This is a genomic window from Arthrobacter sp. 7Tela_A1 (assembly GCF_049311065.1).
In the GTDB taxonomy this organism is placed as follows: Bacteria; Actinomycetota; Actinomycetes; order Actinomycetales; family Micrococcaceae; genus Arthrobacter_B.
This window is the reverse complement of sequence record NZ_JAXIOO010000045.1, coordinates 1-26,941: the sequence shown is the minus strand read 5'-3', so window position 1 is coordinate 26,941 and position 26,941 is coordinate 1. Positions and strand designations below refer to the sequence as shown.

Below are 26,941 nucleotides of genomic sequence, written 5' to 3'. Positions count from 1 at the left end.
GGACCCAGCAGCGCTGGATCCCGGCCCGGTTCGCCGCTACTTGTTGAGCTTGATCTGGTTGAACACTTCGTCGTTGACGGGGGAGGCAGGGTAGGAATCCACGCGGTCCGAGAAGGCGAGTGACGGCGCCGGGTGTGCCAGCGGTACCGCCGGGACGAACTTGGCGATGTCGTCGTTGATCTTCTCGTACATCGGGGTCTGCTCCTCGAGGCTGCTCACCTGGCGGGCTGCCTCGAGCTGCTCAAAGATCTCCGGGTTGCTGAAGCCGAATTCCGGCTTCTCCTGACCGAAGAACACTCCCACGAAGTTGTCGGTGTCGTTGTAGTCGCCGGTCCAGCCCAGCAGGTGGATGCCGTGGTCTTCAGTGGCCTGCACACGGTCAAGGTAGTCCGGGGACCACTTGCTCGGCTGCGGATTGACCGTGATGCCCACTTCCTCCAGCTGTGCGGAGATGTTGGAGAACACCTGCTCGGGAGTCGGCATGTACGGACGGGAGACACCGGTGGGGTAGTTGAAGTCCACCGTGAAGCCCTCCGGGTAACCGGCTTCGGCGAGCAGTTCCTTGGCCTTCTCGGGGTCGTACTCGTACGTGGTGACGTCTTCGTTGTAGCCGTTGACGACGTCGGGAATGAACTGCGTTGCAACCTTGGTGCCTTCGGGCAGGGTCTGGTTGACCAGCGCTTCCTTGTCGATCGCGTGGGCGATCGCCTGGCGGACCAGCGGGTCGGCAAGCTGCTCGACCTTCTGGTTCATGCCCAGGTAAAGGATGGTGAAGGGATCACGCGGGATGACCTTGAAGCCGGCGTCGGCCAGTGCCTGGGTATCGGCCGGGGCCACCAGGTCGTATCCGTCAATGTCACCGGACTGCAGGGACTGGCGGCGGGAGTTGGGATCATCGATGACGCGGAAGATGATGTCCGTGACCTGTCCCTGCTCGCCCCAGTAATCCTCGTTGGCGGAAAGCTTGATCTGGTTGCCGACTTCCCAGCCCTCGAACTTGAAGGGGCCGGTACCGGTCGGGTGCGACTTGGCGTATTCGGTCAGCTCCGGTGCCTCTGCGGTGCCGGAGGCATCGTCAGCGGCGAACTCTTCCATGGCCGCGGGGCTCTGCATGGAGAAGGCCGGGAGGGACAGTGCCGCGATGAAGCCGGCGAACGGCTTTGCCAGCGTCACCACGGCTTCGTTCTCGCCGGTAGCTTCGCAGGATTCGTACGTGGCGTTCTCGGGGCTGTCAGCGAAGCCCTTGAAAAGCTTGCTGTAGTAATAGGCCTGGCTTTCGGCCTGCTGGATGCCGGTGAAGTTGTACCAGCGGTCGAAGTTCGCGCAGACGGCCTCGCCGTTGAACGGAGTGCCGTCGTGGAAGGTGACACCTTCTTCGAGGGCGAAGGTGTAGGTCAGGGCGTCCTCGGAGGTTTCCCAGGACTTGGCGAGCAGCGGCGCCGGATCCGCGGTTCCGGGTTCGACGCCGACAAGGCCTTCGAAGATCTGCCGGCTGACGCGGAAGGATTCGCCGTCGGAGGCGAAAGCAGGATCCAGTGTCTTGGGGTCCGAGGATGCGGCGAAGACGAACGTGCCGTCCACCTCAGAGGCAGTGGCGCCGTCATCTGCGGCATCGCGGTTACTTTCGGCGCAGCCTGAGAGCACAAGAGCGCTCATGGCCAGGCCGGCAGTCAGGGCGGCAGCCCGTCGCCGGGCAGACCGGCTGAGAGTGAATCTGCCAGCAAGGGTCATTGTTCTATCTCCTCTGGGGCGGTGACTATCACTGCGGCCGGTCGGACCGCAGCGCACGTTTGTGTTGTGAAACACAAATCCATGGTCAGAGCCTACTGGCACACCGCGCATGCTTTGGGACGCTAAGCATGCTGGGCCCGGTCACAATTCGGTTACGCGCGCGAACGGGCAGTCCGGAGTGAATCCATGGACACAGGGGCACAGCCGCCGTAGCTTCGAAAGGTGAGTCCGTCTCCATGTGCACACCGCCCGGCGGGAACTGCGCCTGCCCTCGCGGCGCTGGCAGCGGGAGCAGTCCTGGGCGCAGCGGCAGCCGGAGCCGGCGCAATGGTCCGAAGAATGCTCCGCCACCCTGTGATCGGCAGAGCCGCACGTCCTGCGGACGGGAGACGCGGATCAGGCAGTTCCGCGGACACAGTCACGGCCGTTAAGGAGGTGGCGGAAGAAGAAACCCTTCCAGGGTGGAAGGAAGGGCCTGCAGGCGGAGGGGAGGAAACCGTCGAAGTGATTGCGCTGGACGCAGATGCGGGCAGCCCGCGCAGAACATGGGTAGTGCACAACGGGCCTGAATGGCGGGGCCTGCCGGGGGAGCTGGTGGTGCCTTCCGATGATCCGCGCCGAAGGCCTGGACCGGACGCAGTGTGAGACGCCTCTCAAAGGGGCCAGGATTTCGCTTTTGCTGAAAACTGCTGGTAGAGTTTCATGTCGTTGCGGACGCAGAAACGCCGAAATTCGGGCTGTTGAAACCTCCAAGACTGCCAGCACCTCTAGCTCAATTGGCAGAGCAATTGACTCTTAATCAATGGGTTCCGGGTTCAAGTCCCGGGGGGTGCACAGAGTAACCAGAGGTCCTGTCCGGACCGGCCGCGGCCGGTTGGGCAGGGCCTCTGGCTTTTGTGCGTGCCTGCTCCGAAGCGGCAGCTGCGGCCGCGTTTAAACAGAGAAGGCACGCCGCGCGGGCGTGCCTTCTCATCAAGCTGTGGTTCGGGGCAGGCGGGCCTAGGCCGTCTGCTGGGCGGGAAGCCCGGGAGCCGGATCGAGGGGTGCGTCCAGCGGAACAGGAAGTCCGGGAACGTCCACGGCCATCTGCCAGCGGGGATTGCCAAGTTCGCGGATGACCTTCCTCAGCTGCCCGCGGAGGTCCTCGGAAAGCAGTTCGCCGCCGTCGAGCAGGGTGCGCTCAATATCCTGGGCCTCCTGCAGTGCCTGCCTCCCTGAGGGCGTGATGGAGACCATGTGGCTTCGCTTGTCGAGGTCGTTCCGAACGCGGGTCACGTGACCGTGCGTTTCGAGGCGGGCGAGGGTCTTGCCCATCGTCTGCGCCTGGACCCTTACCAGCTGGGCCAGGTGCGCCTGGGTCATGGGTCCCTGCGAATCCAAGACACCCAGGGCGATAACGCCCGCATGGGTCACTCCTATACGGACCAGTCGCTCGTTCCACGCATGCTCAACGAGGCGGGCGGCGGTTGATAAGAGGCGACCGGTTGGCCAATGCTCCATATCCGGCATAAAACTGAACTCTCCCTTTCGAGTGCGGATTCGGGCGGCGTTTCGGATAGCCTACAAATCCACTATCTAGGATAGCCATTCGCAAGCCTGCTGTCCTGCTGTGACACAGCCGTTGCCCAATCGATATTTGAAGGAGCCCCTGACTCATGCCCAGACTTTCCGTTGGTGACGCCGCGCCCGATTTCAACCTGACGTCGTCGGATTCCTCGACCGTTTCGCTGGCGGACCTGCGCGGCCGCAGCGTCATCGTGTACTTCTATCCTGCCGCCGCGACCCCGGGTTGCACCAAGGAAGCCTGTGACTTCAGGGACAACCTGAATTCCCTGGCATCGGCCGGATACGCCGTGCTGGGGATTTCCCCGGACAACGTGGACAAGCTGGCCAAGTTTGCAGCGGACGAAGCACTGACCTTCCCGCTGCTCTCCGATCCCGACCACGCCGTCGCCGAAGCGTATGGAGCGTGGGGGGAGAAGAAGAACTACGGCAAGGTCTACGAGGGCCTGATCCGTTCCACCGTGGTCGTGGACCCGGAAGGCAAAGTCTCCCTTGCCCAGTACAACGTCAAAGCGACCGGACATGTTGCGAAACTCCGTCGTGATCTCGGTCTCGACTGATTCTCAGGTAGACTAAGGGCTGGCCTCTGGCCGGGGAATCCCGGCCGGGCCGCGCGCGAGTGGCGGAATTGGCAGACGCGCTGGATTTAGGTTCCAGTGTCTTCGGACGTGTGGGTTCAAGTCCCTCCTCGCGCACATGAGCAAAACGCCCTGGTCTCCGGACCGGGGCGTTTTCGTTTGCCGGAGCCGCCGGCTGCACCGCTAGGCTTTGGGCATGTCACCAGAGCCCCAGAAAATCCGCACCATCACCGTGCCCACCGCCGAACTCTACGAGGCGCTCCAGCCGCTTCCCGCCGGAATCAGCGCCGCGGTCTGGGATTTCGACGGCGATCCGGACGGGATCGAGTATGCGGACATCGATGCGGTGGTAGCTCCCTACACCGGAGGCAAGGCCTGGCAGGAGAGCCTTGCGCGGGTCCCGGACCTCAAGCTCCTCCAGGCCCAGACCACCGGTCATGACGGCCTGCCCGAACTTGTGGGAACCGGCACCGCGGTGGCCAGCGCAGCCGGCGTCCATGCAGCAGCGACCGCCGAACTCGCGCTTGGCCTGATGCTGGCTTCGCTGCGGGGCATCGATGCGGCGGTGCGGGACCAGCAGGAGGCCCGCTGGAATCCCAGCCGCTATCCGGGCTTGGCGGACCGGCGCATCCTGCTGGTTGGCGTCGGCGGGATTGGCAGGGAAATCGCGGCCCGCCTGGAACCCTTCGAGGTCGAACTGACACGGGTGGGCAGCCAGGCGCGTGACGACGGGTACGGCCATGTGCACGGCACGGACGAACTCGTTGACCTTGCAGCTTCCGCGGACGTAATGGTCCTGATCACACCGCTGAACGAACAGACCCGACACCTGGTTGATGCCCGGATCCTGGCCGCGCTGCCCGACGGAGCGCTGGTCGTCAACGTCGCGCGCGGCGGCGTCGTAGACACCGGGGCGCTGACAGCGGAAATCTTGTCCGGGCGGCTGAAGGCAGCGCTCGACGTCGTTGATCCCGAACCGCTCCCGGCGGACCATCCGCTGTGGAAGGCATCGAACGTGATCATCACCCCGCATGTTGGAGGCAACTCTGAGGCCTTCACCCCGCGGATCCAGGGATTCCTGCACCGCCAGGTAACCCGGTTGGCCGAGGGGCGCGAGCCGCTGAACCTTGTGCAGCGCGGTCCTTGGGCCTAAGCGCTTACGGCCTTCCGCTCAGCCGAGTTCCAGGAAGGTGTCCAGGAACGAATTGAAATCCTCGCAGTCCCCGTCCTGTTCCAGCCGCCGGGGAGATCCGCCGCCTGCAGGAGGCAGTTCTGGCTGGGACACGACCGAAAAGCGGAAGACACGCCCCGCCGTCGTCCCGACTTCGTAGCTCTCGGGGGCCACCTCGTCCGCGTGCGAGAGGTTGGTGGAGTTCACCGACGTGGGCGGATCCACGCTTTCCATTGAATCCACCGAGAACGGCGCGAAGACCAGCTCCGGCGGGCGCCAGCGGTAGCCCAGGACGAAGAATCCGGAAGAGCCTGCGGCCGGGGTGGCGCAGACAAGGTTGTAATCGCCGTAATTGGGAATCTGGGAGTCGAACACCCGGCGGAGCGAGGCTTTCAGGGCATCGCTGGCTGGGTCTTCTGGCAGTCCGGATTCCAGTGTCATGCTCCCCAGTGTATGGACAGGGAGCCCCGGCGGGGGAGAAGGCGGCTGGCGGGGCGCAGGTTTCATCCTGCCGTCCGCTGAACGTAACCCGCGCGTAACAAAGCAGGCTCCTTTTAGATGTGCGGGGCGGCGATGCGCAGGCAGGCGGGGCAAAGGAATAGGATTTTGAGTATGAGCATGGAGAACACCCCTGACATCAAACCCCGCAGCCGAGTGGTAACTGACGGAATCCATGCGGCGCCTGCACGCGGCATGTTCCGTGCCGTTGGCATGGGAGATGACGACTTCGCCAAACCGCAGATCGGCATTGCGAGTTCCTGGAACGAAATCACCCCCTGCAACCTGTCCCTCAACCGCCTGGCCCAGGGTGCCAAGGAAGGCGTCCACGCCGGCGGCGGTTTCCCGATGCAGTTCGGCACCATTTCAGTGTCCGACGGCATTTCCATGGGACACGAAGGCATGCACTTCTCCCTGGTCTCCCGCGAGGTCATCGCCGACTCGGTGGAGACGGTCATGATGGCTGAACGCCTTGACGGTTCGGTGCTCCTGGCCGGCTGTGACAAGTCCCTGCCCGGCATGCTGATGGCCGCTGCCCGCCTGGATCTCTCCAGCGTCTTCCTCTACGCCGGATCGATCATGCCCGGTTTCGCCAAGCTTGAAGACGGCACCGAGAAGGAAGTCACCCTGATTGACGCCTTCGAAGCTGTCGGTGCCTGCGCCGCGGGCAAGATGAGCCTCAAGGACCTGGACACCATCGAACGTGCCATCTGCCCGGGCGAAGGCGCCTGCGGCGGCATGTACACCGCCAACACCATGGCCTGCATCGGCGAGGCGCTCGGCATGTCCCTGCCGGGTTCCGCTGCTCCGCCCTCGGCCGACCGCCGCCGCGACGAGTTCGCCCGCAAGTCCGGCGAAGCCGTGGTCAACCTGCTGCGCAAGGGCATCACTGCCCGCGACATCATGACCAAGAAGGCCTTCGAGAACGCCATCGCCGTGACCATGGCCTTTGGCGGCTCCACCAACGCCGTCCTGCACCTGCTGGCCATCGCCCGTGAGGCCGAAGTGGACCTGACGCTGGAGGACTTCAACCGCATCGGCGACAAGATCCCGCACCTGGGTGACCTGAAGCCGTTCGGCCGCTACGTGATGTTCGACGTCGACAAGATCGGCGGCGTGCCGGTCATCATGAAGGCACTGCTCGACGCCGGACTGCTGCACGGCGACTGCCTCACCGTCACCGGAAAGACCGTGGCGGAGAACCTTGCCTCGATCAATCCGCCGGATCCCGACGGCAAGGTCCTGCGCGCGATGGACAACCCGATCCACAAGACCGGCGGCATCACCATCCTGCACGGTTCCATGGCTCCGGAAGGCGCCGTCGTCAAGAGTGCCGGTTTCGACGCCGATGTCTTCGAGGGCACCGCCCGCGTCTTCGAACGCGAGCAGGGTGCGCTGGACGCACTTGATGCCGGAGACATCCACGCCGGCGACGTCGTCGTCATCCGCTACGAAGGCCCCAAAGGCGGACCGGGAATGCGCGAGATGCTCGCCATCACCGGTGCCATCAAGGGTGCCGGCCTGGGCAAGGATGTGCTGCTGCTGACGGACGGCCGCTTCTCCGGCGGCACCACCGGCCTGTGCATCGGCCACGTCGCTCCCGAAGCAGTCGACGGCGGCCCCATCGCCTTCGTCAAGGACGGAGACCGCATCCGCGTAGACATCGCGGCCCGCACGTTCGACCTGCTGGTAGAGCCCGAAGAGCTCGAAGCCCGCAAGATCGGCTGGGAGCCGCTGCCGGCCAAATTCACGAAGGGTGTGCTGTCCAAGTACGCCAAGATGGTCAACTCCGCGTCCACCGGGGCTTACTGCGGTTGAAACCCTTCCCCAATCGGAAGGCGTCCAGAGCGCCTTCCGATGGGGGCCCCTACAGGGTTTCAACCTTATTAAGCCCTGCCGCCTTGTGGGGGCGGGGCTTAAAACCCGCTAACGCGGAGTGGGAGCCCTGCCGCCTTGTGGGGGCGGGGCATGGCCGTTGCGGCGTGGTGTCCAGAGGGCGGACTGATTCGTCTCATATAATGAGACGGAATGGTCTCCGGTTGACACCGTCAGCGGGGGAGGGGAACACTGAACTCATGCAGATCGTAACCGTCGTCCTTACCGAGCGCGTGGCGTAACAGCCCGACTTGAAAAAGACGTCACGCGCGGACCCCTACGGAGCCAACAGGCACGAGGGGTTTTTTTATTGGCTTCAGAAAGCACAAAGACTGCTCCGGACTTACCGCCCGGGCGGCCGCCGCATCAGAACAACTGGATATGTATCCGCAAAGGAAGTTTCCAATGAGTAAGGGATCGCCGATCAGCCCCTCGCTGATGGCACAGAAGGCAAGCCCGGCACGGGCCGTGCATGCCAAGACCAAAGATGCTGCTTTTTCTGCTGCGGCGCAGACTGAGGCGCTGGACACGCGCGTCCAGGGTCCGAACAACGTAGTACCGCCCACCGAGATGTCCGGCTCGCAGGCCATCGTCCGGTCACTGGAGGAACTTGGAGTCGACGACGTCTTCGGCCTCCCGGGCGGAGCAATCCTGCCCACCTACGATCCGCTGATGGACTCCACCAAGCTCCGCCACATCCTCGTGCGGCACGAACAGGGTGCCGGCCACGCTGCCGAGGGCTATGCCATGGTCACCGGCCGCGCAGGTGTCTGCATTGCGACGTCGGGCCCCGGCGCCACGAACCTGGTCACCGCGATCGCTGACGCACACATGGACTCCGTGCCCATGGTTGCCATCACCGGCCAGGTCTCCAGTGCCGTGATCGGCTCCGACGCGTTCCAGGAAGCGGACATCGTCGGCATCACCATGCCGATCACCAAGCACTCCTACCTGGTGACCAATGCCGAAGACATCCCCAAGGTGCTCGCCGAGGCGTTCCACATCGCCACCAGCGGCCGCCCCGGCCCCGTCCTGGTAGACATCACCAAGGACGCGCAGCAGGGGAAGATGACGTTCTCCTGGCCGCCGAAGATCGACTTGCCGGGCTACCGCACCGTCGTCCGCGGCCACTCCAAGCAGGTACGTGAAGCCTCCCGCCTCATCGCGGCAGCACAGCGGCCTGTGTTCTACGTGGGCGGCGGCGTCCTGAAGGCCGATGCCTCGGCTGAACTGCTGGAACTTGCCGAAACAGTCGGCGCTCCGGTGGTGACCACCCTGATGGCCCGCGGTGTTTTCCCGGATTCGCACCCGCAGCACGTCGGCATGCCCGGCATGCACGGATCCGTGTCCGCAGTTACTGCCCTGCAGCAGTCCGACCTGCTGATCACCCTCGGCGCACGTTTCGATGACCGGGTCACCGGCGTCCTCAGCTCCTTCGCCCCCGGTGCCAAGGTCATCCACGCGGACATCGACCCGGCGGAGATCTCCAAGAACCGGACAGCTGACGTGCCGATCGTCGGCTCCGTGAAGGAGATCATTCCCGAACTCACCGAAGCTGTGCGGGCCCAGTTCGAGGCGACCGGAACCCCGGACATCGCGCCCTGGTGGTCGGTGATTTCCCGCCTGCGGGAGACCTACCCGACCGGCTGGACGGAACCCGAAGACGGACATGTTGCCCCGCAGCACGTCATCAGCCGGATCGGTGAACTCACCGGCCCGGAGGGCGTCTACGTGGCAGGAGTGGGCCAGCACCAGATGTGGTCCGCCCAGTTCATCAAATACGAACGCCCCCGCGCCTGGCTGAACTCCGGCGGCCTCGGCACCATGGGCTACTCCGTTCCCGCGGCCATGGGCGCCAAGGTGGGCAACCCGGACCGGGTGGTCTGGGCCATCGACGGCGACGGCTGCTTCCAGATGACCAACCAGGAACTGGCAACCTGCCTGATCAACAACATCCCGATCAAGGTGGCCATCATCAACAATTCCTCCCTGGGCATGGTGCGCCAGTGGCAGACGCTCTTCTACGAGTCCCGCTACTCCAACACCGACCTGAACACCGGGCATGACACCGTGCGCGTTCCGGACTTCGTCAAGCTCGCTGATGCCTACGGCTGTGTGGGCCTGCGCTGCGAACGCGAAGAGGACATCGACGCCACGATCAAGCAGGCACTGGAAATCAACGACCGGCCGGTTGTCATCGACTTCGTGGTCAGCCGTGATTCGATGGTGTGGCCGATGGTCCCCTCAGGGGTCAGCAATGACCTCATCCAGATTGCCCGCAACATGACGCCCACCTGGGAAGAGGAGGAGTAGGGACATGGCACGCCACACCCTTTCCGTGCTGGTTGAAGACGTTCCCGGTGTCCTGACCCGGGTCGCGTCCCTGTTCGCCCGCCGGGCGTTCAACATTAATTCTTTGGCTGTCGGCCCGTCGGAAGTTGCGGGACTTTCCCGCATTACCGTCGTCGTCGAAGCCGAGGGTGACTTGCTGGAGCAGGTCACCAAGCAACTGAACAAGCTCGTCAACGTCATCAAAATCGTCGAGCTGGTTCCCGAGTCTTCCGTGCAACGCGACCACATCTTGGTCAAGGTTCGCGCGGATGCCGCAACCCGGCTGCAGGTAACCCAGGCAGCCGAGCTGTTCCGTGCTTCAGTGGTAGATGTGTCCACAGACTCCCTGATCGTTGAAGCAACAGGCACCGCCGATAAGCTCAATGCACTCTTGTCAGTGCTGGAGCCCTTTGGCATCCGCGAAATTGTTCAATCCGGAACCCTGGCAGTTGGCCGCGGCGCGAAGTCCATGAGTGACCGCGCGCTGCGCAGCGCCTGAGGCTCCACCACAACCTTCATCCAAGACCCCAAACAGGAGATATTTCAGTGACTGACATGTATTACGACGACGACGCCGACCTGTCGATCATCCAGGGACGCAAAGTCGCCGTCATCGGCTACGGCAGCCAGGGCCACGCACACGCCCTGAGCCTGCGCGACTCCGGTGTTGATGTCCGCGTTGGCCTCAAGGAAGGCTCCAAGTCCCGTGCCAAGGCAGAAGCCGAAGGCCTGAAGGTCCTCAGCGTTGCCGACGCCGTTGCCGAGGCGGACCTGATCATGGTCCTCACCCCGGACCAGGTCCAGCGCTTCGTCTACGCCGAAGAGATCGCCCCGAACCTCAAGTCCGGCGACGCCCTGTTCTTCGGACATGGCTTCAACATCCGCTACGGCTACATCCAGCCCCCGGCCGACGTCGACGTCGCCCTCGTTGCTCCGAAGGGCCCGGGCCACATCGTGCGCCGCGAGTTCGAAGCAGGCCGCGGCGTTCCCGACCTGATCGCCGTGGAGCAGGATGCCTCGGGCAAGGCCAAGGACCTGGCGCTCTCCTACGCCAAGGCCATTGGCGGTACCCGTGCCGGCGTCATCGAGACGACCTTCACCGAAGAGACCGAAACCGACCTGTTCGGCGAGCAGGCTGTCCTCTGCGGCGGCGCTTCCCAGCTGATCCAGTACGGCTTCGAGACCCTGACCGAAGCCGGCTACAAGCCGGAGGTCGCCTACTTCGAGGTGCTGCACGAGCTCAAGCTGATCGTGGACCTGATGGTTGAGGGCGGCATCGCCAAGCAGCGCTGGAGCGTCTCCGACACTGCCGAGTACGGCGACTACGTCTCCGGCCCGCGCGTCATCACCCCCGAGGTGAAGGAAAACATGAAGGCTGTCCTCGCGGACATCCAGAACGGTGCCTTCGCCAAGCGCTTCATCGATGACCAGGATGCCGGCGCTCCGGAGTTCAAGGAACTGCGCCAGAAGGGTGAGGACCACCCGATCGAGGCCACCGGCCGCGAACTGCGCAAGCTCTTCTCCTGGATCAAGTCTGATGACGACTACACCGAAGGCAACGTCGCGCGCTAGTTCCGCCAGTAACAAAGACACGGATTATTCGTGTCCGAACCCGAGCGTTACGCTTAAAAAGCAAGCCGTTTCGGTAAGGAGGCCGGGCCCTGCACAAGGGTCCGGCCTCCGGCGTGAAATACCCAAAACCACATCGACACACAGCTAAAGAGGTCATCGGTGACTGCCACCAAACCAGTAGTACTCCTCGCGGAGGAGCTCTCCCCGGCCACGGTTGAGGCCCTCGGCCCCGATTTCGAGATCCGCCAGACCGATGGAGCAGACCGTTCCCAGCTGCTGTCCGCCATTGAGGACGTCGACGCGATCCTGGTGCGCTCAGCCACCCAGGTCGACGCCGAAGCGATTGCGGCCGCCAAGAAACTCAAGGTCATTGCCCGTGCCGGCGTGGGCCTGGACAACGTTGACATCCGTTCGGCCACCCAGGCCGGCGTCATGGTCGTCAACGCGCCGACGTCGAACATCATCTCCGCGGCTGAACTGACCGTAGGCCATATCCTCTCCCTGGCCCGCCACATTCCGCAGGCCTCCAACGCCCTCAAGGGCGGGGAATGGAAGCGCTCGAAGTACAGCGGTACCGAGCTCTTCGAAAAGAAGGTCGGCATCATCGGACTGGGCCGCATCGGCGCCCTGGTTGCCGCCCGCGTCCAGGGCTTCGGCACCGAGGTCCTGGCCTACGACCCTTACATCACCTCTGCCCGCGCTGCCCAGCTGAACGTCAAGCTGGTCACCCTGGATGAGCTGCTGGAGCAGTCGGACTTCGTCACGATCCATATGCCCAAGACCCCCGAGACCCTGGGCATGCTCGGCGCGGAAGCGTTCGAGAAGATGAAGGACACCGCTTACGTCATCAACGTCGCCCGCGGCGGCCTCGTGGATGAAGAGGCTCTCTACACGGCCCTGACCGAGGGCAAGATCGCCGGTGCCGGCGTCGACGTCTTCGTCAAGGAACCCAGCACGGACCTGCCGTTCATGGCACTGGACAACGTCATCGTGACCCCGCACCTGGGCGCTTCGACGGACGAAGCCCAGGAGAAGGCCGGAATTTCGGTCGCCAAGTCGGTCCGCCTGGCACTTGCCGGCGAACTGGTGCCCGACGCCGTGAACGTCGCCGGCGGCGTCATCGCCGAGGACGTCCGCCCGGGTATCCCGCTGATCGAGAAGCTGGGCCGGATCTTCACTGCGCTGTCCTCCGACTCTGTGACCGCCATCGACATCGAGGTGGCCGGCGAGATCGCGTCACTGGACGTCAAGGCACTGGAACTGGCAGCGCTGAAGGGCATCTTCACGGACATCGTCTCGGAGCAGGTTTCCTACGTGAATGCGCCGGTGCTGGCTGAACAGCGCGGCATTGCAGTCCGCCTGCTCACTACGCCCGACGTCGACGATTACCGCAACCTGCTCACCATCCGCGGTGCCCTCTCTGACGGCACCCAGCTGGAGGTCTCCGGCACGCTGACCGGTCCGAAGCAGATCCAGAAGCTCGTTGGCGTCAACGGCTACGATCTGGAAATCCCGATCAGCGAGCACCTGCTGGTGCTGATCTACCAGGACCGTCCCGGCGTCATCGGCGCCCTGGGCCGGATCCTGGGTGAAGCAGACATCAATATCGCCGGCATGCAGGTGGCCCGTAACTCCGAGGGCGGCCAGGCGCTGTCCCTGCTGACGGTGGATTCCTCCGTGCCGCAGGACGTGCTTGAATCCGTCCGCGACGCCATCGGTGCAACCGTGGCACGGGAAGTGGACCTGCAGGACTGATTTCGCCCTGATGTGAGGAAAGGCCGGTTCCGTTTGGAGCCGGCCTTTCCTGCGTCCGGGGGAGCATTGCGTCCGGCGTGGTCTCCACCCTCAGTACGACGCCGATGCCTCCCAATTCAGGCCGGAAGGCGATGTGCGGCAGGCTGCCTCCGGGACAGGATGGATCCATGAGTGATTCCCTGCCCGGCGAGCCCCTGCTTGCGGCCGCCAACCTGACCAAGTCCTACGGAAACTCGACCGCGCTGGCCGGTGTCAGCCTGCAGGTGCGGCCCGGCGAAGCGACCGCTGTCATGGGTGCCTCCGGTTCGGGTAAGACCACCCTGCTGCACTGCCTGGCCGGAATTGTGCTCCCGGATGCAGGAAGCGTTCGGTATGCCGGGGCCGCGTCCGTGGAAGTCACCTCGCTGGACGATGAGGCTCGGTCCGCGCTGCGCCGCACCGAGTTTGGATTTGTCTTCCAGCAGGGCCTGCTGATCCCCGAACTGACAGCCGGAGAAAACGTAGCGCTGGCCCTGATGCTGAACGGTACTCCGCGCCCCGCCTCCGAACACGCGGCCGCCGCGGCCCTTGCCGCACTGGGGCTCGCCGGGATGGAGGGGCGCCGGATTGGTGAACTTTCCGGCGGGCAGGCGCAGCGGGTGGCAATTGCCCGGGCCCAGGTGAACGGAGCGCGGGTGCTGTTCGCCGACGAACCCACCGGGGCACTGGACTCGCGTACTTCCGCAGACGTTATGGCGCTGCTGCTGCAGTCCGTAGCCGGAACCGGACGCGCACTGGTGGTGGTGACCCATGACCCGGAGGTTGCCCGCTGGTGCGGACGGGTCGTGACGCTGGCCGACGGGCGGATCGTGGCCGATACCGCCGGTGTGGCCCGATGAGTGCCTCTTCCGTCCTGGTGCGTGCTGTGGATGCCTCCCCGTGGGCGGTGCCACTGCGGCTTACGTGGCTGCTGAACCGGCCAGGCACCTCAGGATCTGCCGCCGCACTGCTGCCCGCAGCGTCCTTCGCCGTCGTCACCACCCTGCTGCTGACGGTGCTCGCCGGGGCGCTGTCCTTCACCCAGTGGGGAGATGACGAAGGGTCCCTGTACCTGCTGCTGGCAGGCTTTGCCCTCATCCTCCTGGTGCTGCCGCTTCTGACCCTGGGCGGTTCAGCGGCGCGCCTGTCTGCCCGCCGCCGGGACGAGCACCTGTCCACCCTGCGGCTGCTCGGTGCCACTGCCCGGACAGTCAGGCAGGTAACGGTCCTCGAAGCCGCAGCGCAGGCCTTCGCCGGTGCCCTGGCCGGTGTACTGGGTTACGTCGTGTTCGCACCGTTCGTGCAGCTCATCCACTTCCGCGGAGCTCCGCTGGGCAGTGCCTACTGGCTTCATCCGGCAGCCGCCGTCGCAGGCGTTGCCGCCGTCGTCGCCCTTGCGGTGGTGAGCTCAGTGATCAGCCTGCGCCGGGTGGTTATCTCTCCGCTGGGCGTGCGTACCCGCGCCGATGCGCAGAAAGTCCACTGGTCACGCGCAGGCATTGCGGTGCTCATCGTGGTGCTCTGTATCGCAGCCCTGCTGACGCCCGTCGGTGCGGCGGCGCTGGCCCTGGCCGTTCTCTTCGGCGCTTTCGCAGGAGGCCTCGCTGTCCTGAACCTGGTGGGGCCGTGGCTGGTAACTGTTTCGGCGAAGCGGCGCCTGCATCGGGCCGCCACCCCGCAGGCACTGCTCGCGGCCCGAATCGTACTGGATGCACCAAAGGCCGCCTGGCGGCAGGTCAGTGCGCTCTCCATGGTGTGCTTCACCGCCGTCGTGGCCGGTGCCGGGGCTGCACTGCTGCAGACCGCGCAGTCCGAAGGGCCGGAAGACTTCCTGCTCCAGGACGTCATGACCGGAGTCTTCATTACCGTCATCGCCGGTTTCCTGATGGTGGCCTGCTCCGCCGGCATCAACCAGGCAGCGACGGTCCTCGACCGGGCAGAGCTGTACCGCAGCCTGCACCGGATGGGAATGCCCAGGGAAGTTATTGACGCGGCGCGCACCGGTGCAGTGATGCAGCCGGTGGTGCTGGTCAGCGCCGCTTCCGCGGCCGTCTCTGCCGTTCTGCTGTTCCCCGTCACCGGTGCGGCGATACTCTTCAACCCCGTGGCCATGGCGTTCCTGGCCGGCTGCGTGGTGGTCGGCATTCTCCTGGTGCGTGCCGGGCTGGCAGCCACCTCCCCGGTACTAACGTCGGTGCTGGAGCGGGACGCACAGTGACGCACGTTGCTTCGGGCCGGGGTGAAGCCTGACCCGAAGCGACAAGCCCCGCCGAAACAGGGTAATTTTCTAATGTGACTTCAACCGACTCCAAGACCCCGTTCTACATCACCACAGCCATCTCCTATCCCAACGGCCAGCCGCACATCGGGCACGCCTACGAGCACATCGCCACCGACGCCATGGCCCGCTTCAAGCGGCTGGACGGTTACGACGTGTTCTTCATGACGGGTACGGACGAGCACGGGCTGAAGATGCAGCAGTCCGCGGACAAGGAAGGCATCACCGCCAAGGAGCTGGCGGACCGGAACTCCGCGGCCTTCAAGCAGATGGAAGCGGACATGGGCACCTCCTATGACCGCTTCATCCGCACCACTGACGCCGACCACTATGCCGCAGCCCAGGCCATCTGGAAGCGGATGGAGGAGAACGGCGACATCTACCTGTCCAAGTACTCCGGCTGGTATTCAGTCCGCGATGAGGCGTACTACAGCGAAGACGAGACCGAAGTCCGCGAAGACGGCGTGCGCTACTCCAAGGAAACCGACACGGAGGTGACCTGGACGGAGGAGGAAAGCTACTTCTTCCGCCTCTCCGCTTACCAGGACAAGCTGCTGGCGCTGTATGAGTCCCAGTCGGATTTCGCTGCACCGCGCTCCCGGTTCAACGAGGTCATCAGCTTCGTCAAGGGTGGCCTTGAGGACCTGTCGATCTCCCGCACCACCTTCGACTGGGGCGTACCCGTTCCCGGAAACCCGGACCATGTGATGTACGTGTGGGTGGACGCGCTGACCAACTACCTCACCGGCGTCGGCTTCCCCGACACCGAAAGTGAAACCTTCAAGAAGTACTGGCCGGCAGACGTGCACGTGATCGGCAAGGACATTTCCCGCTTCCACGCCATCTTCTGGCCGGCGTTCCTCATGTCCGCCAAGCTGGAACTGCCCAAGCGGATCATGATTCACGGCTTCCTGCACAACAAGGGCGTGAAGATGTCCAAGTCGCTGGGCAACGTAGTGGCGCCCAAGGACTGGGCCGACCAGTACGGACTGGATTCAGTCCGCTTCTTCCTGCTGCGGGAAGTGCCTTTCGGTGCAGACGGTTCCTACAACCACGAGGCCGTGGTGGGCCGGATGAACTCCGACCTCGCCAACAACCTGGGCAACCTCGCCCAGCGGTCCCTTTCCATGGTGGCCAAAAACTGCGCCGGCGCTGTTCCGCAGCCGGGGGAGTTCACCGCAGAGGACCAAGCGCTGCTCGAAGCCGCCGGAAAGCTGCTGCAGGTTTCGCGCGAGGCCTACGACGCACAGGATTTCCACGGTGCGCTTGAAGCGACGTGGAAGGTTCTTGGCGATACCAATGCGTACTTCGCGGAGCAGGCTCCGTGGGTGCTGCGGAAGACCGACGTCGAGCGCATGAACACCGTGCTGTACGTGACGCTGGAAGTGCTGCGGATCGTCGCCATCCTCATCCAGCCGGTCATGCCAGGCAGTGCCGGCAAGCTGCTGGATGTGCTGGGCCAGCCCGACGGCGAGTCCCGCGCTTTCGCAGCGCTCGGCTCCCCGCTGGTCCCGGGCACCGAACTGCCCGCTCCGGCGCCGATCTTCCCGAAGTACGAGGAACCGGCCGAGTAACCCCCATCCAGATAACAGAAACTGCACGTACCGGCGCTGGTACGTGCAGTTTCTGCTATCTCGGTGAAACAGGGGGGTTAGGTCAGGAAACGGGCGGGAACGGTTTCTTCCATGACCTTGGCCACGGCATCCTGCTGCTGCTGCGCGAGCTCGAGCATCTCGCGGATCCGCGGGGCATGGAACCGGTGGTCGTGGGCCGAAAGGACCAGCAAGGTCCGGTACAGGCATTCCTTGGCGCGTACGATCGCCTGCAGGGTTTCCAGCTCCAGCTGTCCGGTGGGGCCCCTGCCGGTACCGAGCGGATTGATCGGGCCCGTCCGGCCGACGGCAGCCCCGACCCATGCCAGCGCCTTCTTGATCTGATTGCGCTGGTAGCCAAGGGCGAGAATGAGGGTTTCCAGCTCGTCCCGCTCGTCGGAGATCTGTTCGACGAGCTGCGCAAAGACCTTTTCGTGCTCCGTGCCCTCCCACGTCTTCCGGGCTGCCTTGAAAAGCCGGACCCCGGTTTCGGCGGCGAGCAGGTGGTCATCCAGGTAGGCGGCCAGTGACTCGTGCCGGGGTGTCCTTCCGGTCGCTGTCTGCGGCATTGCGGCTCCTTCTCTGCTTCCGGTACGGCGGTGTGGCGCCGGGATTATCAGTGTGCTTTGTATCTTTGCAGATCAGGCGGACAAAACGCGAGGCGGCGTCCCTTTGGCGCCCCCGCGCGCCTGCTCGCCTGGGTTTCGGCTAGTCGGCTGCCAGCCCGGCCACAGGGGAGAGGCGCGCGGCCCGGCGCGCCGGAAGCAGCGAGGCCGCCAGCCCGGCCGCCACGGCCACCGCCAGCACTCCGCCCAGCTGTGCCCAGGGCAGGACCGGAGCCACGTCGGCGAAGGCACCAAGCGCGGACTGGGCGCCCAGCCAGCCGTACACCGCGCCGAGGCCGAGCCCGAACAACGCGGCGACCCCCGCGATCAGCACGGCTTCCAGCGCCAGCATCCCCCGCAGCTGGCGTCTGGTCAGTCCCAGGGCCCGCAGCAGGGAAGATTCCCGGGTGCGTTCCAGCACAGAGAGCGAAAGAGTGTTGGCCACGCCCACCAGGGCAATAACGACGGCGACTCCCAGCAATCCCGTGACCACCATGAGGAGGACGTCGATCACCTGCTCGTAGGCGGCCCGCTCGATGACGGAACCCATGATCTGGTATTCCTCAATGTTCAGCGCCTCGGCAAGCGCCGACTGGAGTTCCAGGATCTGCGAGGTGTTCAGGCCATCGGCAACGGCAAGCCACAGCAGCGGTTGCGGCTGGAAGCGTTCCGGTGTCTGCTGCTCCGGTACACCGCCCAGCGTCCGGGCCGTCTCGGCTGAGACAAGGGCGGGGAAAGAACGGCTCGACGAAGTCACAACGTCCAATTCCACGTCCCCGGCGGCTCCCCGCACCGTGACGGTCTGTGCCTGTGTTCCCTGGGGCATCATGATGGCACCGTCCACGGGGACCATGGAGGCATCCAGCAGGACGGAGCTGTCAGCGGCATCAAGGGAATAGACGGGGGTTTCTTCCCCTCCGCTGCCCAACAGCCCGGCGAGGGGCAGCAACGCCGCCTGTTCCACGTTCTCCACCGCGGCAGCGGCAGCCGCGTCGTTTCCGGTGAACGGCGACTCAACGGGTAGGGCTCCGCGGACGGTCACGTCCACCGGGAACTCGCCGGCGAGTGTGTCGTTGAAGGCACTCCTGGCGGTGGCGGCACCCGTCATCATCATGACTACGAGCGTGACGCCGATCAGCAGGGCCGAGGCGGTTGCGGACGTCCGCTGCGGGTTCCGTACTGCGTTGACGGCTGCCAGCTTGCCTGGAACACCCAGGGGCGAGGCCAGGAGACCAACAGTGCGGACCAGCGGCGGAATGAAAAGCGTGGAGCACATCAGGATTCCGACGAAGCTGAGGATTCCGCCCGGAAGCGCGATGACCAGGTCCCCGTCGGTGGCGCCCAAGGCCAGCAGTGCAGCGCCGGCTGCAATCAGCACCAGCCCGGAGGCCAATCGGACGCGTCCCCGGCGGGTACCGGCGCGGACGTCATCGGCCGGACGCAGGGCGGCCAGCGGAGCGACGGCGGTGGCGGCGCGGGCCGGCACCAGTGCAGCAAGGACGGTGAGGATGACGCCGGCAGCGAAGCCTGCGGCAACCGCCGTCGGCGGAACGGCGAGGGTAGCGAAACCGCTCTCCGGCAGGGTCTGCAGGTAGGCGACGATTCCGCCTACCAGGGCCACCGCCGCCAGCACGCCGGCCACGGAGGACACGATCCCCACCAGCAGGGCTTCGACGAGCACGGAACGGCGGATCTGTGCCCGTCGGGCGCCGATGCACCTCAGCAGGGCAAGCTCGCGGGTGCGCTGGGCCACCAGCACTGAGAACGTGTTCGAAACGACCAGGGCACAGACCAGCAGGGCGACCGCTGCGAAGGCAAGCAGGATGACGGTCAGGCTGTCCTGGCCGTCGGTAAGGCCGGCCATCAGCTCGGTGGTTTCTTCCTCAACGGTCCGCACCGAAACGGAGCTGATGCCCGCACCGGTAAGTGCCTCGGAGAGGGAGGACTGCACGGAAGAGCCGGAGGCGTCCTCGCCGAGGGCAAGCAGGATCGTGCTGTACCCGCGCTCGGCGTCAGCGAACTGGAGCACCGTTGTGTCCACGGCGTACAGCTGTGCCGCCCCCATCATTGACGGGTCCACAGAGGACTCAACCAGTGCTGTCACGGTCAGTTCCGATTCGGGGGCATCTTCGGCAAGGTCCATGGCCGAGGCTACCGGCAGCACCGAGCCGAGAGTGATACCCCGGCGGTCGGCAGTCACCTGGTCGACCGCCACCTCTCCGGCCTGTGCCGGCAGGCTGCCCTGCGCGACGCCGACCGGGAGCAGGGAAGCGTCCGCCGGGATGTTCGACAGCTGCGCATAGGAGGTACCGTCGCCGTCACGGACGCTGACTGAAGCATGCCGAACCGTGTAGGCATCAGCAACTCCGTCCGTGCTGCGCGCCAGGTCTGCGATCCTGTCGTCCAGGACGGGGAACGATTCGGTTACCTCGTCGTAATTGGAGGAGACCACCAGGTCTGCGTTCCGAAAGGACTGCCCAACGCTCTGGGTCAGGGATGCCTTCGACGAGGAATTGATGATCAATGTGGCGGTCAGGAAACCGACGGCGATTGTCACGGCCACGGCGACGGCGATGAACCGGCGCGCATTCAGGCGCACCTGCGCCAGGGCTACCTGCAGCACGGCTTATGCCCCCAGCTTCGTGAGGGCTGCCAGGACGCTCTCCGGTGTGGGCTGGGAGAGTTCGCCCACCAGCTCGCCGTCGTTCATCAGGACCACGCGGTCTGCATAGGATGCGGCCACTGGATCGTGGGTCACCATGATGATGCTCTGTCCCATTTCGCGGGAGGAGCGGCGCAGCAGGGAAAGCACCTCAGCACCGGAGCGGGAATCCAGGTTGCCGGTGGGCTCGTCCCCGAACACCACGTGCGGGCGGGTCAGCAGGGCCCGCGCCACGGCCACGCGCTGCTGCTGGCCGCCGGAGAGCTCGTGCGGCCGGTGCTTGAGGCGCCCCTCGAGACCAAGCGTGCGGGTGATTTCCTGCAGCCAGGCAGCGTCCACTTTTCCATTGGCCAGGGCGACGGGAAGGGTGATGTTCTGCTCGGCAGTGAGCGTGGGAACCAGGTTGAAGGACTGGAAGACAAAGCCGACGCTCTCGCGGCGCAGGCGGGTGATCTCCGCGTCCTTGAGGGAGGTGATCTCCGTGCCGCCAATCCAGATCTGGCCCGAGTCAGCAGAGTCCAGGCCGGCCAGGCAATGCATCAGTGTGGACTTGCCGGAGCCGGAGGGGCCCATGATGGCGGTGAAGGTCCCGGTCTGGAAGCTCACGTCAACGTTGCGCAGCGCGTGGACGGCGGTGTCGCCTTTTCCGTAGGTCTTGTTTAGTGCCAGCGCGGCGGCGGCAGCCGTGGAGCTGCCGGGGCCCGGAACGGAGGAATGCTCAGTAAGGGTTGTCATGCCCTCAACGCTATGGTCCGTGGCCAAGCCCCGGCATCGGAGGGCGGTTGGGTTATTCCTGCCGCCGTCTCATCCCGTGGGTGGAAGGGGGCCGGCCAGCCGGTAGGACTCAAGCAGCAGTTCCTGGAGTTCGTCCCTGTCCACCTGCGCCAGCCGGGCCAGGATCAGCTGCGGGGAGCGGACATCGTTCAGGGAAGCCACGGGCCACCTCCTGGTTAAGGGGCGACGATACCGGTCTCGTAGGCGATCACAACAGCCTGCACACGGTCCCTGGCGCCGAGTTTCGCCAGGATGTGTCCGACGTGCGTCTTAACCGTGGCTTCGGAAAGGAAGAGCGTGGCGGCAATCTCCGGATTGGAGAGTCCGCCGGCAATGAGCGTGAACACCTCGCGCTCACGGGGAGTCAGCGTTTCCACGCTTGCCGCGTGCCGGCTGACCTCGGCAGTGGGTTCGCGCAGCATGGGTGCCACATGGTCCAGCAGGCGGCGGGTGGTCGACGGCGCTATCACCGCATCTCCTCGGTAAACAGTCCGGATGGCCTCCAGCAGTTCCTCCGGCGGGGCGTCTTTCAGCAGGAAACCGCTGGCACCGGCCCGGATAGCTGAGAGGGCGTACTCGTCCAGGTCGAAGGTTGTCAGGACGACGACCTTGACCGGAGTTTCACCGTCCCCCCGGCCGGCGCGTTCCAGGATGCGTTCGGTGGCCTCGATCCCGTTCAGGCCAGGCATGCGCACATCCATCAGGACGACGTCGGCGGTTACCTGTCCCAGGACCCGGACGGCTTCCGCGCCGTCCCCGGCTTCTGCCACCACGGTGAGGTCGGGCTGGGAGTTGACCAGCATCTTGAAGCCGCCGCGGACCAGCTGCTGGTCATCGACCAGGGCGACCCGGATCGGAACGGCTTCCCCGGTTTCGGGGGAGGGGGTGCTCATGGATCAAGCCTCCGTGTAGGGAATGAATGCGGCGACGCGGAAGCCGCCGCCTGGTGCGGGGGAGGCCTCCAACGTTCCATCGTAGAGGGCCAGGCGTTCGCGCATTCCGTTGATTCCCTGTCCGGAACCGGCGGCCTGCGGCGCCTTTCCGCCCAGAAGGCCGGGAGCGGCTGCGGGGGATTGGTCCGCTCCGGCACCGCGTCCGTCGTCCTGGACCGTCAGTGCCAGGCCGCGGGGCGTCCACTCGAGATCCACCCATGCCCGGGCCTGGGGGCCGGCATGTTTGAGCACGTTGGTCAGGGATTCCTGCATCACGCGGTAGGCCGTCAACTCAGCACCTGCCGGAAGCGCCCGGCGCATGGAACCTGCCGTCCTGACCTGAACGTCCAGTCCGGCGCGCTTGACGCCCTCCACCAGATCGCCGACGTCTGCGAGGGTAGGCAGCGGGCGGGTGGAGGAATGCTCATCCCCCCGCAGGACCCCCAGCAGGCGCCGCATCTCCCGGAGCGAACCGCGCCCGGTCTCGGCGATGGTGCCCAGCGTCGAGACCGCGATGTCCGGGTCCGCTGCGCTCGCATACCTGGCGCCGTCGGCCTGCGTGATGATCACCGACAGCGAGTGCGCCACGATGTCGTGCATTTCCCGGGCGATGTGCGTCCGCTCGTCCGCTGCTGCCAGGTCCCGTTCCTGCTGCCGCTCCACTTCAAGGCGGCGGGCCCGGTCGCGCAGCGATTCCATGGCCAGGCGGCGGGTCCGGGTCAGGTCGCCCAGGGTCCAGCAGACCAGCACGATCGCTTCGATGGAGACGATGCCAACCAGATAGACCGCTATGGCTGTCCCGCCCAGCTGCATGGTCAGGGTGCCGCCCTGCAGCGAGGGCAGGAAGAAGTACTGCAGTACAAAGAGCACACCGCCGGCCATGGCCAGCAGCAGGCCCGCCAGGCTGGCCCAGCGCGGTGCGTAGGCGGCCAGCGCGTACACCATGGCGAGGACGAAGACGTCCGCAAACAGTCCGGTGACGGGGACCGCGGGAAGCTGGATCAGGCACGCAGCCGCCTGTACGGCAGCTGCCGGCACGGGGCGGGTGCGCCGCCAGGCGAGAGGCATGGTGATGGCTGCGGAAAGGACAAACTCGACCAGCGAGCCGGAGCCGCCTAACAGGAACGGAAAGGCGAAAACCAGGGTGGCCAGGACTGCACCGGCCAGGTCCACTTTGAACGGGTTGGCCTGCGTCCAGGCATAGATTCGTTGGTGCAGGAGCATGAACAACAACTTTAGGGGTGCCGGCGAGCCCACGGCGTCATGCCGTGGTCTGAACTTGGGGAGCCGCCACTGCGACCGGGGACCGGCACGGCTCCAGCCTGCCCCGGCCCGTTGCACACCGCACCTGGACGGACAGCGGGGACCGCGTCCCGCCGTCGTGCGTCTCATTATGTGAACTGTGTTGCCCGCTATCTGGACGCGGTTCCTAGAATTGCCGTATGAGCGAAGAAGCGTCGAAGGTTATTTCCCTGGCCGTCATTCCCGGTGACGGGATTGGTCCCGAGGTTACTGCCGAGGCCGTCAAGGTCCTCAAAGCGGTCACGCAGGACGGACCCGCCCGGTTCGAGCTGACCGAGTACCAGCTCGGCGCCGAACACTGGCTCCGGACGGGAGAAACCCTTCCGGACGAAACCCTCGAGGCGCTCAAGGGCCACGACGCGATCCTCTTCGGAGCGGTCGGTGCTGCCCCCGGTGACACGCAGATGCCCTCCGGCCTGATTGAGCGCGAGATGCTCTTGAAGCTGCGGTTCAGCCTGGACCACTTCATCAATCTGCGCCCGTCCAAGCTCTACCCCGGGGTTGCCAGCCCGCTGGCCAATCCCGGCGACGTCGACTTCATCGTGGTCCGCGAAGGCACCGAAGGACCTTACGCCGGCAACGGCGGATCGCTGCGCACCGGAACCGAACACGAGATCGCTACCGAGGTCTCGCTGAACACTGCCCACGGCGTCGAGCGGGTGGTGCGCGACGCCTTCCGGCGCGCCAGCGAACGCCCGCGCAAGAAGCTCACCCTGGTGCACAAGCACAACGTGCTGGTCTACGCGGGCAGCCTCTGGAAGCGCACCTTCGAGTCCGTAGCAGCGGAGTTCCCGGACGTCGAGACCGACTACCTCCACGTCGACGCTGCCACCATCTTCCTGACCACCAACCCGTCCCGGTTCGACGTGATCGTCACGGACAACCTGTTCGGCGACATCATCACCGACCTCGCCGCTGCCGTCACGGGCGGAATCGGCCTGGCTGCCTCAGGAAACATCAATATGGAGGGAACCTTCCCGTCCATGTTCGAACCGGTCCACGGTTCGGCCCCGGATATTGCCGGCCAGCAGAAGGCCGATCCGACCGCTGCCATCCTTTCCGCAGCCCTGATGCTGCACCACCTCGGGTTCGACGCCGAAGCCGAGCGGGTGGAGCAGGCGGTGGAGTCCGACGTCGCGTCCCGTGCAGGAAATACGCGCACCACCGCGGAAATCGGCGATGCGATCGCCGCAGCTGTGTCATAAGCTCAACAGTGACCCGATCAATAGGAACGTCGAACGGCACGGCCGTTCACCGTGGAGGAATAATGTCTGTCAGCGCTCTGGAGTTCACCCAGAAGCTATCCGCCCAGCCCAAGTCCGAAGAGGAACGCGCAGCGGTCCTTGCGGATCCGGGATTCGGTAACCACTTCACGGACCACACCGCAGTCATTGACTACCGCGCGGATGAGACCGGCGTTGGTGTCTGGGAGAACGCGCGTATTGAGCCCTACGGTCCCATCGTCATGGACCCGGCCGCAGCGGTCCTGCACTACGGCCAGGAAATCTTCGAAGGACTGAAGGCCTACCGTCACGCTGACGGTTCCATCTGGACGTTCCGCCCCGAGGCCAACGCTGCACGCCTGAACGCCTCGGCCCGGCGCCTTGCCCTTCCGGAACTGCCGGAGGAGCTGTTCCTGGAGTCCATCAGCCAGCTGGCCGCAGTTGACCGGGAATGGGTTCCCTCCGGTGACGGGGAGTCGCTGTACCTGCGCCCCTTCATGATCGCCACCGAACCCTTCCTGGGTGTCCGCCCCGCACGCGAGGTCTCGTACCGGGTCATCGCCTCGCCCGCCGGAAACTATTTCGGCGGCGAGCTGAAGCCCGTCTCGATCTGGCTTTCCACCAAGTACGCCCGCGCCGGCCGCGGCGGAACCGGCGAAGCCAAGTGCGGCGGCAACTATGCAGCATCGCTGATCGCCCAGATGGAAGGCGAGGCCCACGGCTGCAAGCAGGTGCTCTTCCTGGACGAATTCAACGACAACGCAGTCGAAGAGCTCGGCGGCATGAACGTGTTCTTCGTGTTCAGTGACGGCCGGCTGGTGACCCCGGCACTCTCGGGCACCATCCTCCACGGGGTGACCCGGGACTCGGTCCTCCAGCTCGGCCGGGACCGGGGCCTGCAGGTCGAAGAACGCAAGATCACTCTCGATGAATGGCGCGACGGCGTTGCCTCCGGCGAGATCACAGAGGTCTTTGCCTGCGGTACGGCCGCAGTCATCACACCCGTGGGTGAGCTGAAGTCCGAGACGGAGACCATCGGCTCCGCAGACGCTGTTGCAGGCGACGTGACCATGAGCATCCGCGAGGAACTCCTTGGCATCCAGACCGGTGCCGTGGAAGACACCCGCGGCTGGCTGACCCGGCTTGCCTAGGATGGCGGCTTCGGTTCAGCCGGCGCCGGGCGAAATCGTGCGCAGCACCCCGCTCGCCCGGTACCGGCTGGCCGACAACCCCGGGCCCATGAGCCTGGACGGCACCAAGAGCTACATCATCGCGGCCGTAGAGGGCGGATCCACTGTGGTTGTTGACCCGGGACCGGCGGATGAGGTGCACCTCTCGGCTCTGGCTGCGTCCGGGAACGTTGAGCTGGTGCTGATCACGCACCGGCATCCCGACCACACCGAAGGCGCCCAGCGGTTCCATGAACTGACGGGCACACCGGTGCGGGCCGCAGACCCTGCGTTCTGCTTCGGCGGCGAGCCGCTGCGCGACGGCGAGGCCATTCAGGCCGGCGGCACCACAATCCAGGTCCTTGCTACGCCCGGACACACCTCCGACTCGGTGTGCTTCTTCCTCCCGGAAGACGGCACCAACGGTTCAGTCCTGACCGGGGACACCATCCTGGGACGCGGCACCACTGTGCTGGATTACCCGGACGGCACCCTGCAGGACTTTATGGCCAGCCTGGAGAAGCTGGGTGCGCTCGGTCCGGCTGTAGTCCTGCCGGCGCACGGACCTGACCTGGAAAACCTGGAGTCCGTGGTCCTGACGTACCGGGACCACAGGGATGAACGCCTGGCCCAGATCCGGGCCGCCCTCCAAGAACTTGGCGCCGATGCCTCCGTGCAGGAAGTCACCGACGCTGTTTATGCGGATGTACCCGCCTCGGTGAGGGGCGCCGCGGAGCTTTCGGTCGCTGCACAGCTGGAGTATCTGCGCGTTGCCGGCTGAGCCGCCGGCATGTGAGCACCGGCACCGCTGCAGGACTTGCATCGAGGGGCCTCCCACTCCCTAAAATGGATTAGCGCTTCCACGGAAGAACGGTGAACCCGGGACCGGGGGAGCGGGCATCAGGGCAACCGGAGCCGTGCGGGGAGACACATTCCTGCCAGGTTGCGGGAACTGCCCGGGGTGTGTAAAGTAGAGCGAGTTGCCACCGACCGCGAATGGTCGGAATGGAAACAAAACCCACACAAATCATTCGGAGAAAATCCGGATGCTTTCGTGCGGTTCGGAGTGATGGTTTGACCGGTTCGAAACGATTTCCACGGAAATCCGCCGAATTGCTAAAACCGGAACGATGAAATAGAATTATGAAACACCGCAGCGGTGCGAAAAGAAAAAGAATCAGCCGGAAACGGAAATGGTTTTTCTGAGTAGGCCGGATGCGACTGTTGTTTGAGAACTCAATAGTGTGCCAAGTTTATTGATACCAATTATTTTGATTGGTTGAACTGGCTGTTCGGCCCACCCCGTGGGCTG

General features: G+C 65.0%; 22 protein-coding genes and 2 tRNA genes. 15 read left to right on the top strand and 9 right to left on the bottom strand.

Annotated elements, in window-relative coordinates; all coding sequences use genetic code 11:
- Positions 1 to 36: 36 nt before the first annotated feature.
- Positions 37 to 1,731 carry an ABC transporter substrate-binding protein gene (locus TVB01_RS14775; protein ID WP_422456664.1) on the bottom strand — a complete coding sequence of 565 codons (1,695 nt, stop codon included), beginning with the start codon at positions 1,729 to 1,731 and terminating at the stop codon, positions 37 to 39.
- A 761-nt stretch (positions 1,732 to 2,492) separates the two neighbouring features.
- Between TVB01_RS14775 and TVB01_RS14770 the strand changes: the two genes are divergently transcribed.
- Positions 2,493 to 2,565, top strand: a tRNA-Lys gene (locus TVB01_RS14770).
- Positions 2,566 to 2,730: 165 nt separating this feature from the next.
- Here the strand turns inward: TVB01_RS14770 and TVB01_RS14765 are convergent.
- Complete coding sequence (locus TVB01_RS14765; RefSeq protein WP_422456663.1) at positions 2,731 to 3,231, bottom strand: MarR family winged helix-turn-helix transcriptional regulator; 501 nt, start codon at positions 3,229 to 3,231, stop codon at positions 2,731 to 2,733.
- Between the two features lie 155 nt (positions 3,232 to 3,386).
- On the opposite strand from TVB01_RS14765, the gene bcp reads away from it, so the two are divergent.
- From bcp to TVB01_RS14750, 3 genes are all read left to right on the top strand, one after another.
- Positions 3,387 to 3,854 (top strand): thioredoxin-dependent thiol peroxidase, encoded by a 468-nt coding sequence (gene bcp / locus TVB01_RS14760; protein ID WP_422456662.1) that lies wholly within the window; start codon positions 3,387 to 3,389, stop codon positions 3,852 to 3,854.
- A gap of 53 nt (positions 3,855 to 3,907) precedes the next feature.
- Positions 3,908 to 3,989: transfer RNA gene (locus tag TVB01_RS14755), tRNA-Leu, on the top strand.
- Positions 3,990 to 4,068: 79 nt separating this feature from the next.
- Positions 4,069 to 5,025 (top strand): 2-hydroxyacid dehydrogenase, encoded by a 957-nt coding sequence (locus TVB01_RS14750; protein WP_422456661.1) that lies wholly within the window; start codon positions 4,069 to 4,071, stop codon positions 5,023 to 5,025.
- 18 nt (positions 5,026 to 5,043) lie between these two features.
- Here TVB01_RS14750 and TVB01_RS14745 read toward each other — a convergent pair whose 3' ends face one another.
- A complete protein-coding gene (locus TVB01_RS14745) occupies positions 5,044 to 5,484 on the bottom strand; it encodes a hypothetical protein (RefSeq protein ID WP_422456660.1) in 441 nt (146 codons plus the stop codon).
- A gap of 171 nt (positions 5,485 to 5,655) precedes the next feature.
- On the opposite strand from TVB01_RS14745, the gene ilvD reads away from it, so the two are divergent.
- The 8 genes from ilvD to metG all read left to right on the top strand — a co-directional run bounded on the left by ilvD (position 5,656) and on the right by metG (position 16,944).
- A complete protein-coding gene (ilvD, locus tag TVB01_RS14740) occupies positions 5,656 to 7,359 on the top strand; it encodes a dihydroxy-acid dehydratase (protein ID WP_422456659.1) in 1,704 nt (567 codons plus the stop codon).
- A gap of 462 nt (positions 7,360 to 7,821) precedes the next feature.
- A complete protein-coding gene (locus tag TVB01_RS14735; RefSeq protein WP_422456658.1) occupies positions 7,822 to 9,729 on the top strand; it encodes an acetolactate synthase large subunit in 1,908 nt (635 codons plus the stop codon).
- Positions 9,730 to 9,733: 4 nt separating this feature from the next.
- A complete protein-coding gene (gene ilvN / locus TVB01_RS14730) occupies positions 9,734 to 10,246 on the top strand; it encodes an acetolactate synthase small subunit (protein WP_055239688.1) in 513 nt (170 codons plus the stop codon).
- 47 nt (positions 10,247 to 10,293) lie between these two features.
- Positions 10,294 to 11,319 (top strand): ketol-acid reductoisomerase, encoded by a 1,026-nt coding sequence (gene ilvC, locus TVB01_RS14725; protein ID WP_422456657.1) that lies wholly within the window; start codon positions 10,294 to 10,296, stop codon positions 11,317 to 11,319.
- Between the two features lie 159 nt (positions 11,320 to 11,478).
- Positions 11,479 to 13,074, top strand: coding sequence for a phosphoglycerate dehydrogenase (gene serA, locus TVB01_RS14720; protein ID WP_422456656.1), 1,596 nt, complete (start codon positions 11,479 to 11,481; stop codon positions 13,072 to 13,074).
- A 167-nt stretch (positions 13,075 to 13,241) separates the two neighbouring features.
- The gene (locus TVB01_RS14715) at positions 13,242 to 13,952 is read left to right on the top strand and encodes an ABC transporter ATP-binding protein (protein WP_422456655.1); all 711 of its coding nucleotides are present in this window, start codon (positions 13,242 to 13,244) and stop codon (positions 13,950 to 13,952) included.
- Entirely contained in the window at positions 13,949 to 15,310 is a 1,362-nt protein-coding gene (locus tag TVB01_RS14710) for an FtsX-like permease family protein (RefSeq protein ID WP_422456654.1), read from the top strand. The genes TVB01_RS14715 and TVB01_RS14710 overlap by 4 nt, the downstream gene beginning before the upstream one ends.
- A gap of 74 nt (positions 15,311 to 15,384) precedes the next feature.
- Positions 15,385 to 16,944 carry a methionine--tRNA ligase gene (gene metG, locus TVB01_RS14705; RefSeq protein WP_422456653.1) on the top strand — a complete coding sequence of 520 codons (1,560 nt, stop codon included), beginning with the start codon at positions 15,385 to 15,387 and terminating at the stop codon, positions 16,942 to 16,944.
- Positions 16,945 to 17,021: 77 nt separating this feature from the next.
- Here metG and TVB01_RS14700 read toward each other — a convergent pair whose 3' ends face one another.
- The 6 genes from TVB01_RS14700 to TVB01_RS14675 all read right to left on the bottom strand — a co-directional run bounded on the left by TVB01_RS14700 (position 17,022) and on the right by TVB01_RS14675 (position 23,159).
- Entirely contained in the window at positions 17,022 to 17,531 is a 510-nt protein-coding gene (locus TVB01_RS14700; RefSeq protein WP_422456652.1) for a hypothetical protein, read from the bottom strand.
- Positions 17,532 to 17,670: 139 nt separating this feature from the next.
- On the bottom strand, positions 17,671 to 20,190 hold the full coding sequence (locus TVB01_RS14695; RefSeq protein WP_422456651.1) for an FtsX-like permease family protein: 2,520 nt from the start codon (positions 20,188 to 20,190) through the stop codon (positions 17,671 to 17,673).
- A 3-nt stretch (positions 20,191 to 20,193) separates the two neighbouring features.
- The gene (locus TVB01_RS14690; RefSeq protein ID WP_422456650.1) at positions 20,194 to 20,964 is read right to left on the bottom strand and encodes an ABC transporter ATP-binding protein; all 771 of its coding nucleotides are present in this window, start codon (positions 20,962 to 20,964) and stop codon (positions 20,194 to 20,196) included.
- Between the two features lie 69 nt (positions 20,965 to 21,033).
- Positions 21,034 to 21,165, bottom strand: a complete 132-nt coding sequence (locus TVB01_RS14685) for a hypothetical protein (protein ID WP_422456649.1) — start codon at positions 21,163 to 21,165, stop codon at positions 21,034 to 21,036.
- A gap of 14 nt (positions 21,166 to 21,179) precedes the next feature.
- Positions 21,180 to 21,896 (bottom strand): response regulator, encoded by a 717-nt coding sequence (locus TVB01_RS14680; RefSeq protein WP_422456648.1) that lies wholly within the window; start codon positions 21,894 to 21,896, stop codon positions 21,180 to 21,182.
- A gap of 3 nt (positions 21,897 to 21,899) precedes the next feature.
- Positions 21,900 to 23,159, bottom strand: a complete 1,260-nt coding sequence (locus tag TVB01_RS14675) for a sensor histidine kinase (protein WP_422456647.1) — start codon at positions 23,157 to 23,159, stop codon at positions 21,900 to 21,902.
- Positions 23,160 to 23,377: 218 nt separating this feature from the next.
- On the opposite strand from TVB01_RS14675, the gene TVB01_RS14670 reads away from it, so the two are divergent.
- The 3 genes from TVB01_RS14670 to TVB01_RS14660 all read left to right on the top strand — a co-directional run bounded on the left by TVB01_RS14670 (position 23,378) and on the right by TVB01_RS14660 (position 26,410).
- Positions 23,378 to 24,442: a 3-isopropylmalate dehydrogenase gene (locus TVB01_RS14670; protein ID WP_422456646.1), complete on the top strand. Its 1,065-nt coding sequence runs from the start codon at positions 23,378 to 23,380 to the stop codon at positions 24,440 to 24,442.
- Positions 24,443 to 24,504: 62 nt separating this feature from the next.
- Entirely contained in the window at positions 24,505 to 25,611 is a 1,107-nt protein-coding gene (locus TVB01_RS14665; RefSeq protein ID WP_422456645.1) for a branched-chain amino acid aminotransferase, read from the top strand.
- Position 25,612: 1 nt separating this feature from the next.
- The gene (locus TVB01_RS14660; RefSeq protein ID WP_422456644.1) at positions 25,613 to 26,410 is read left to right on the top strand and encodes an MBL fold metallo-hydrolase; all 798 of its coding nucleotides are present in this window, start codon (positions 25,613 to 25,615) and stop codon (positions 26,408 to 26,410) included.
- The last annotated feature ends 531 nt before the right edge of the window (positions 26,411 to 26,941 follow it).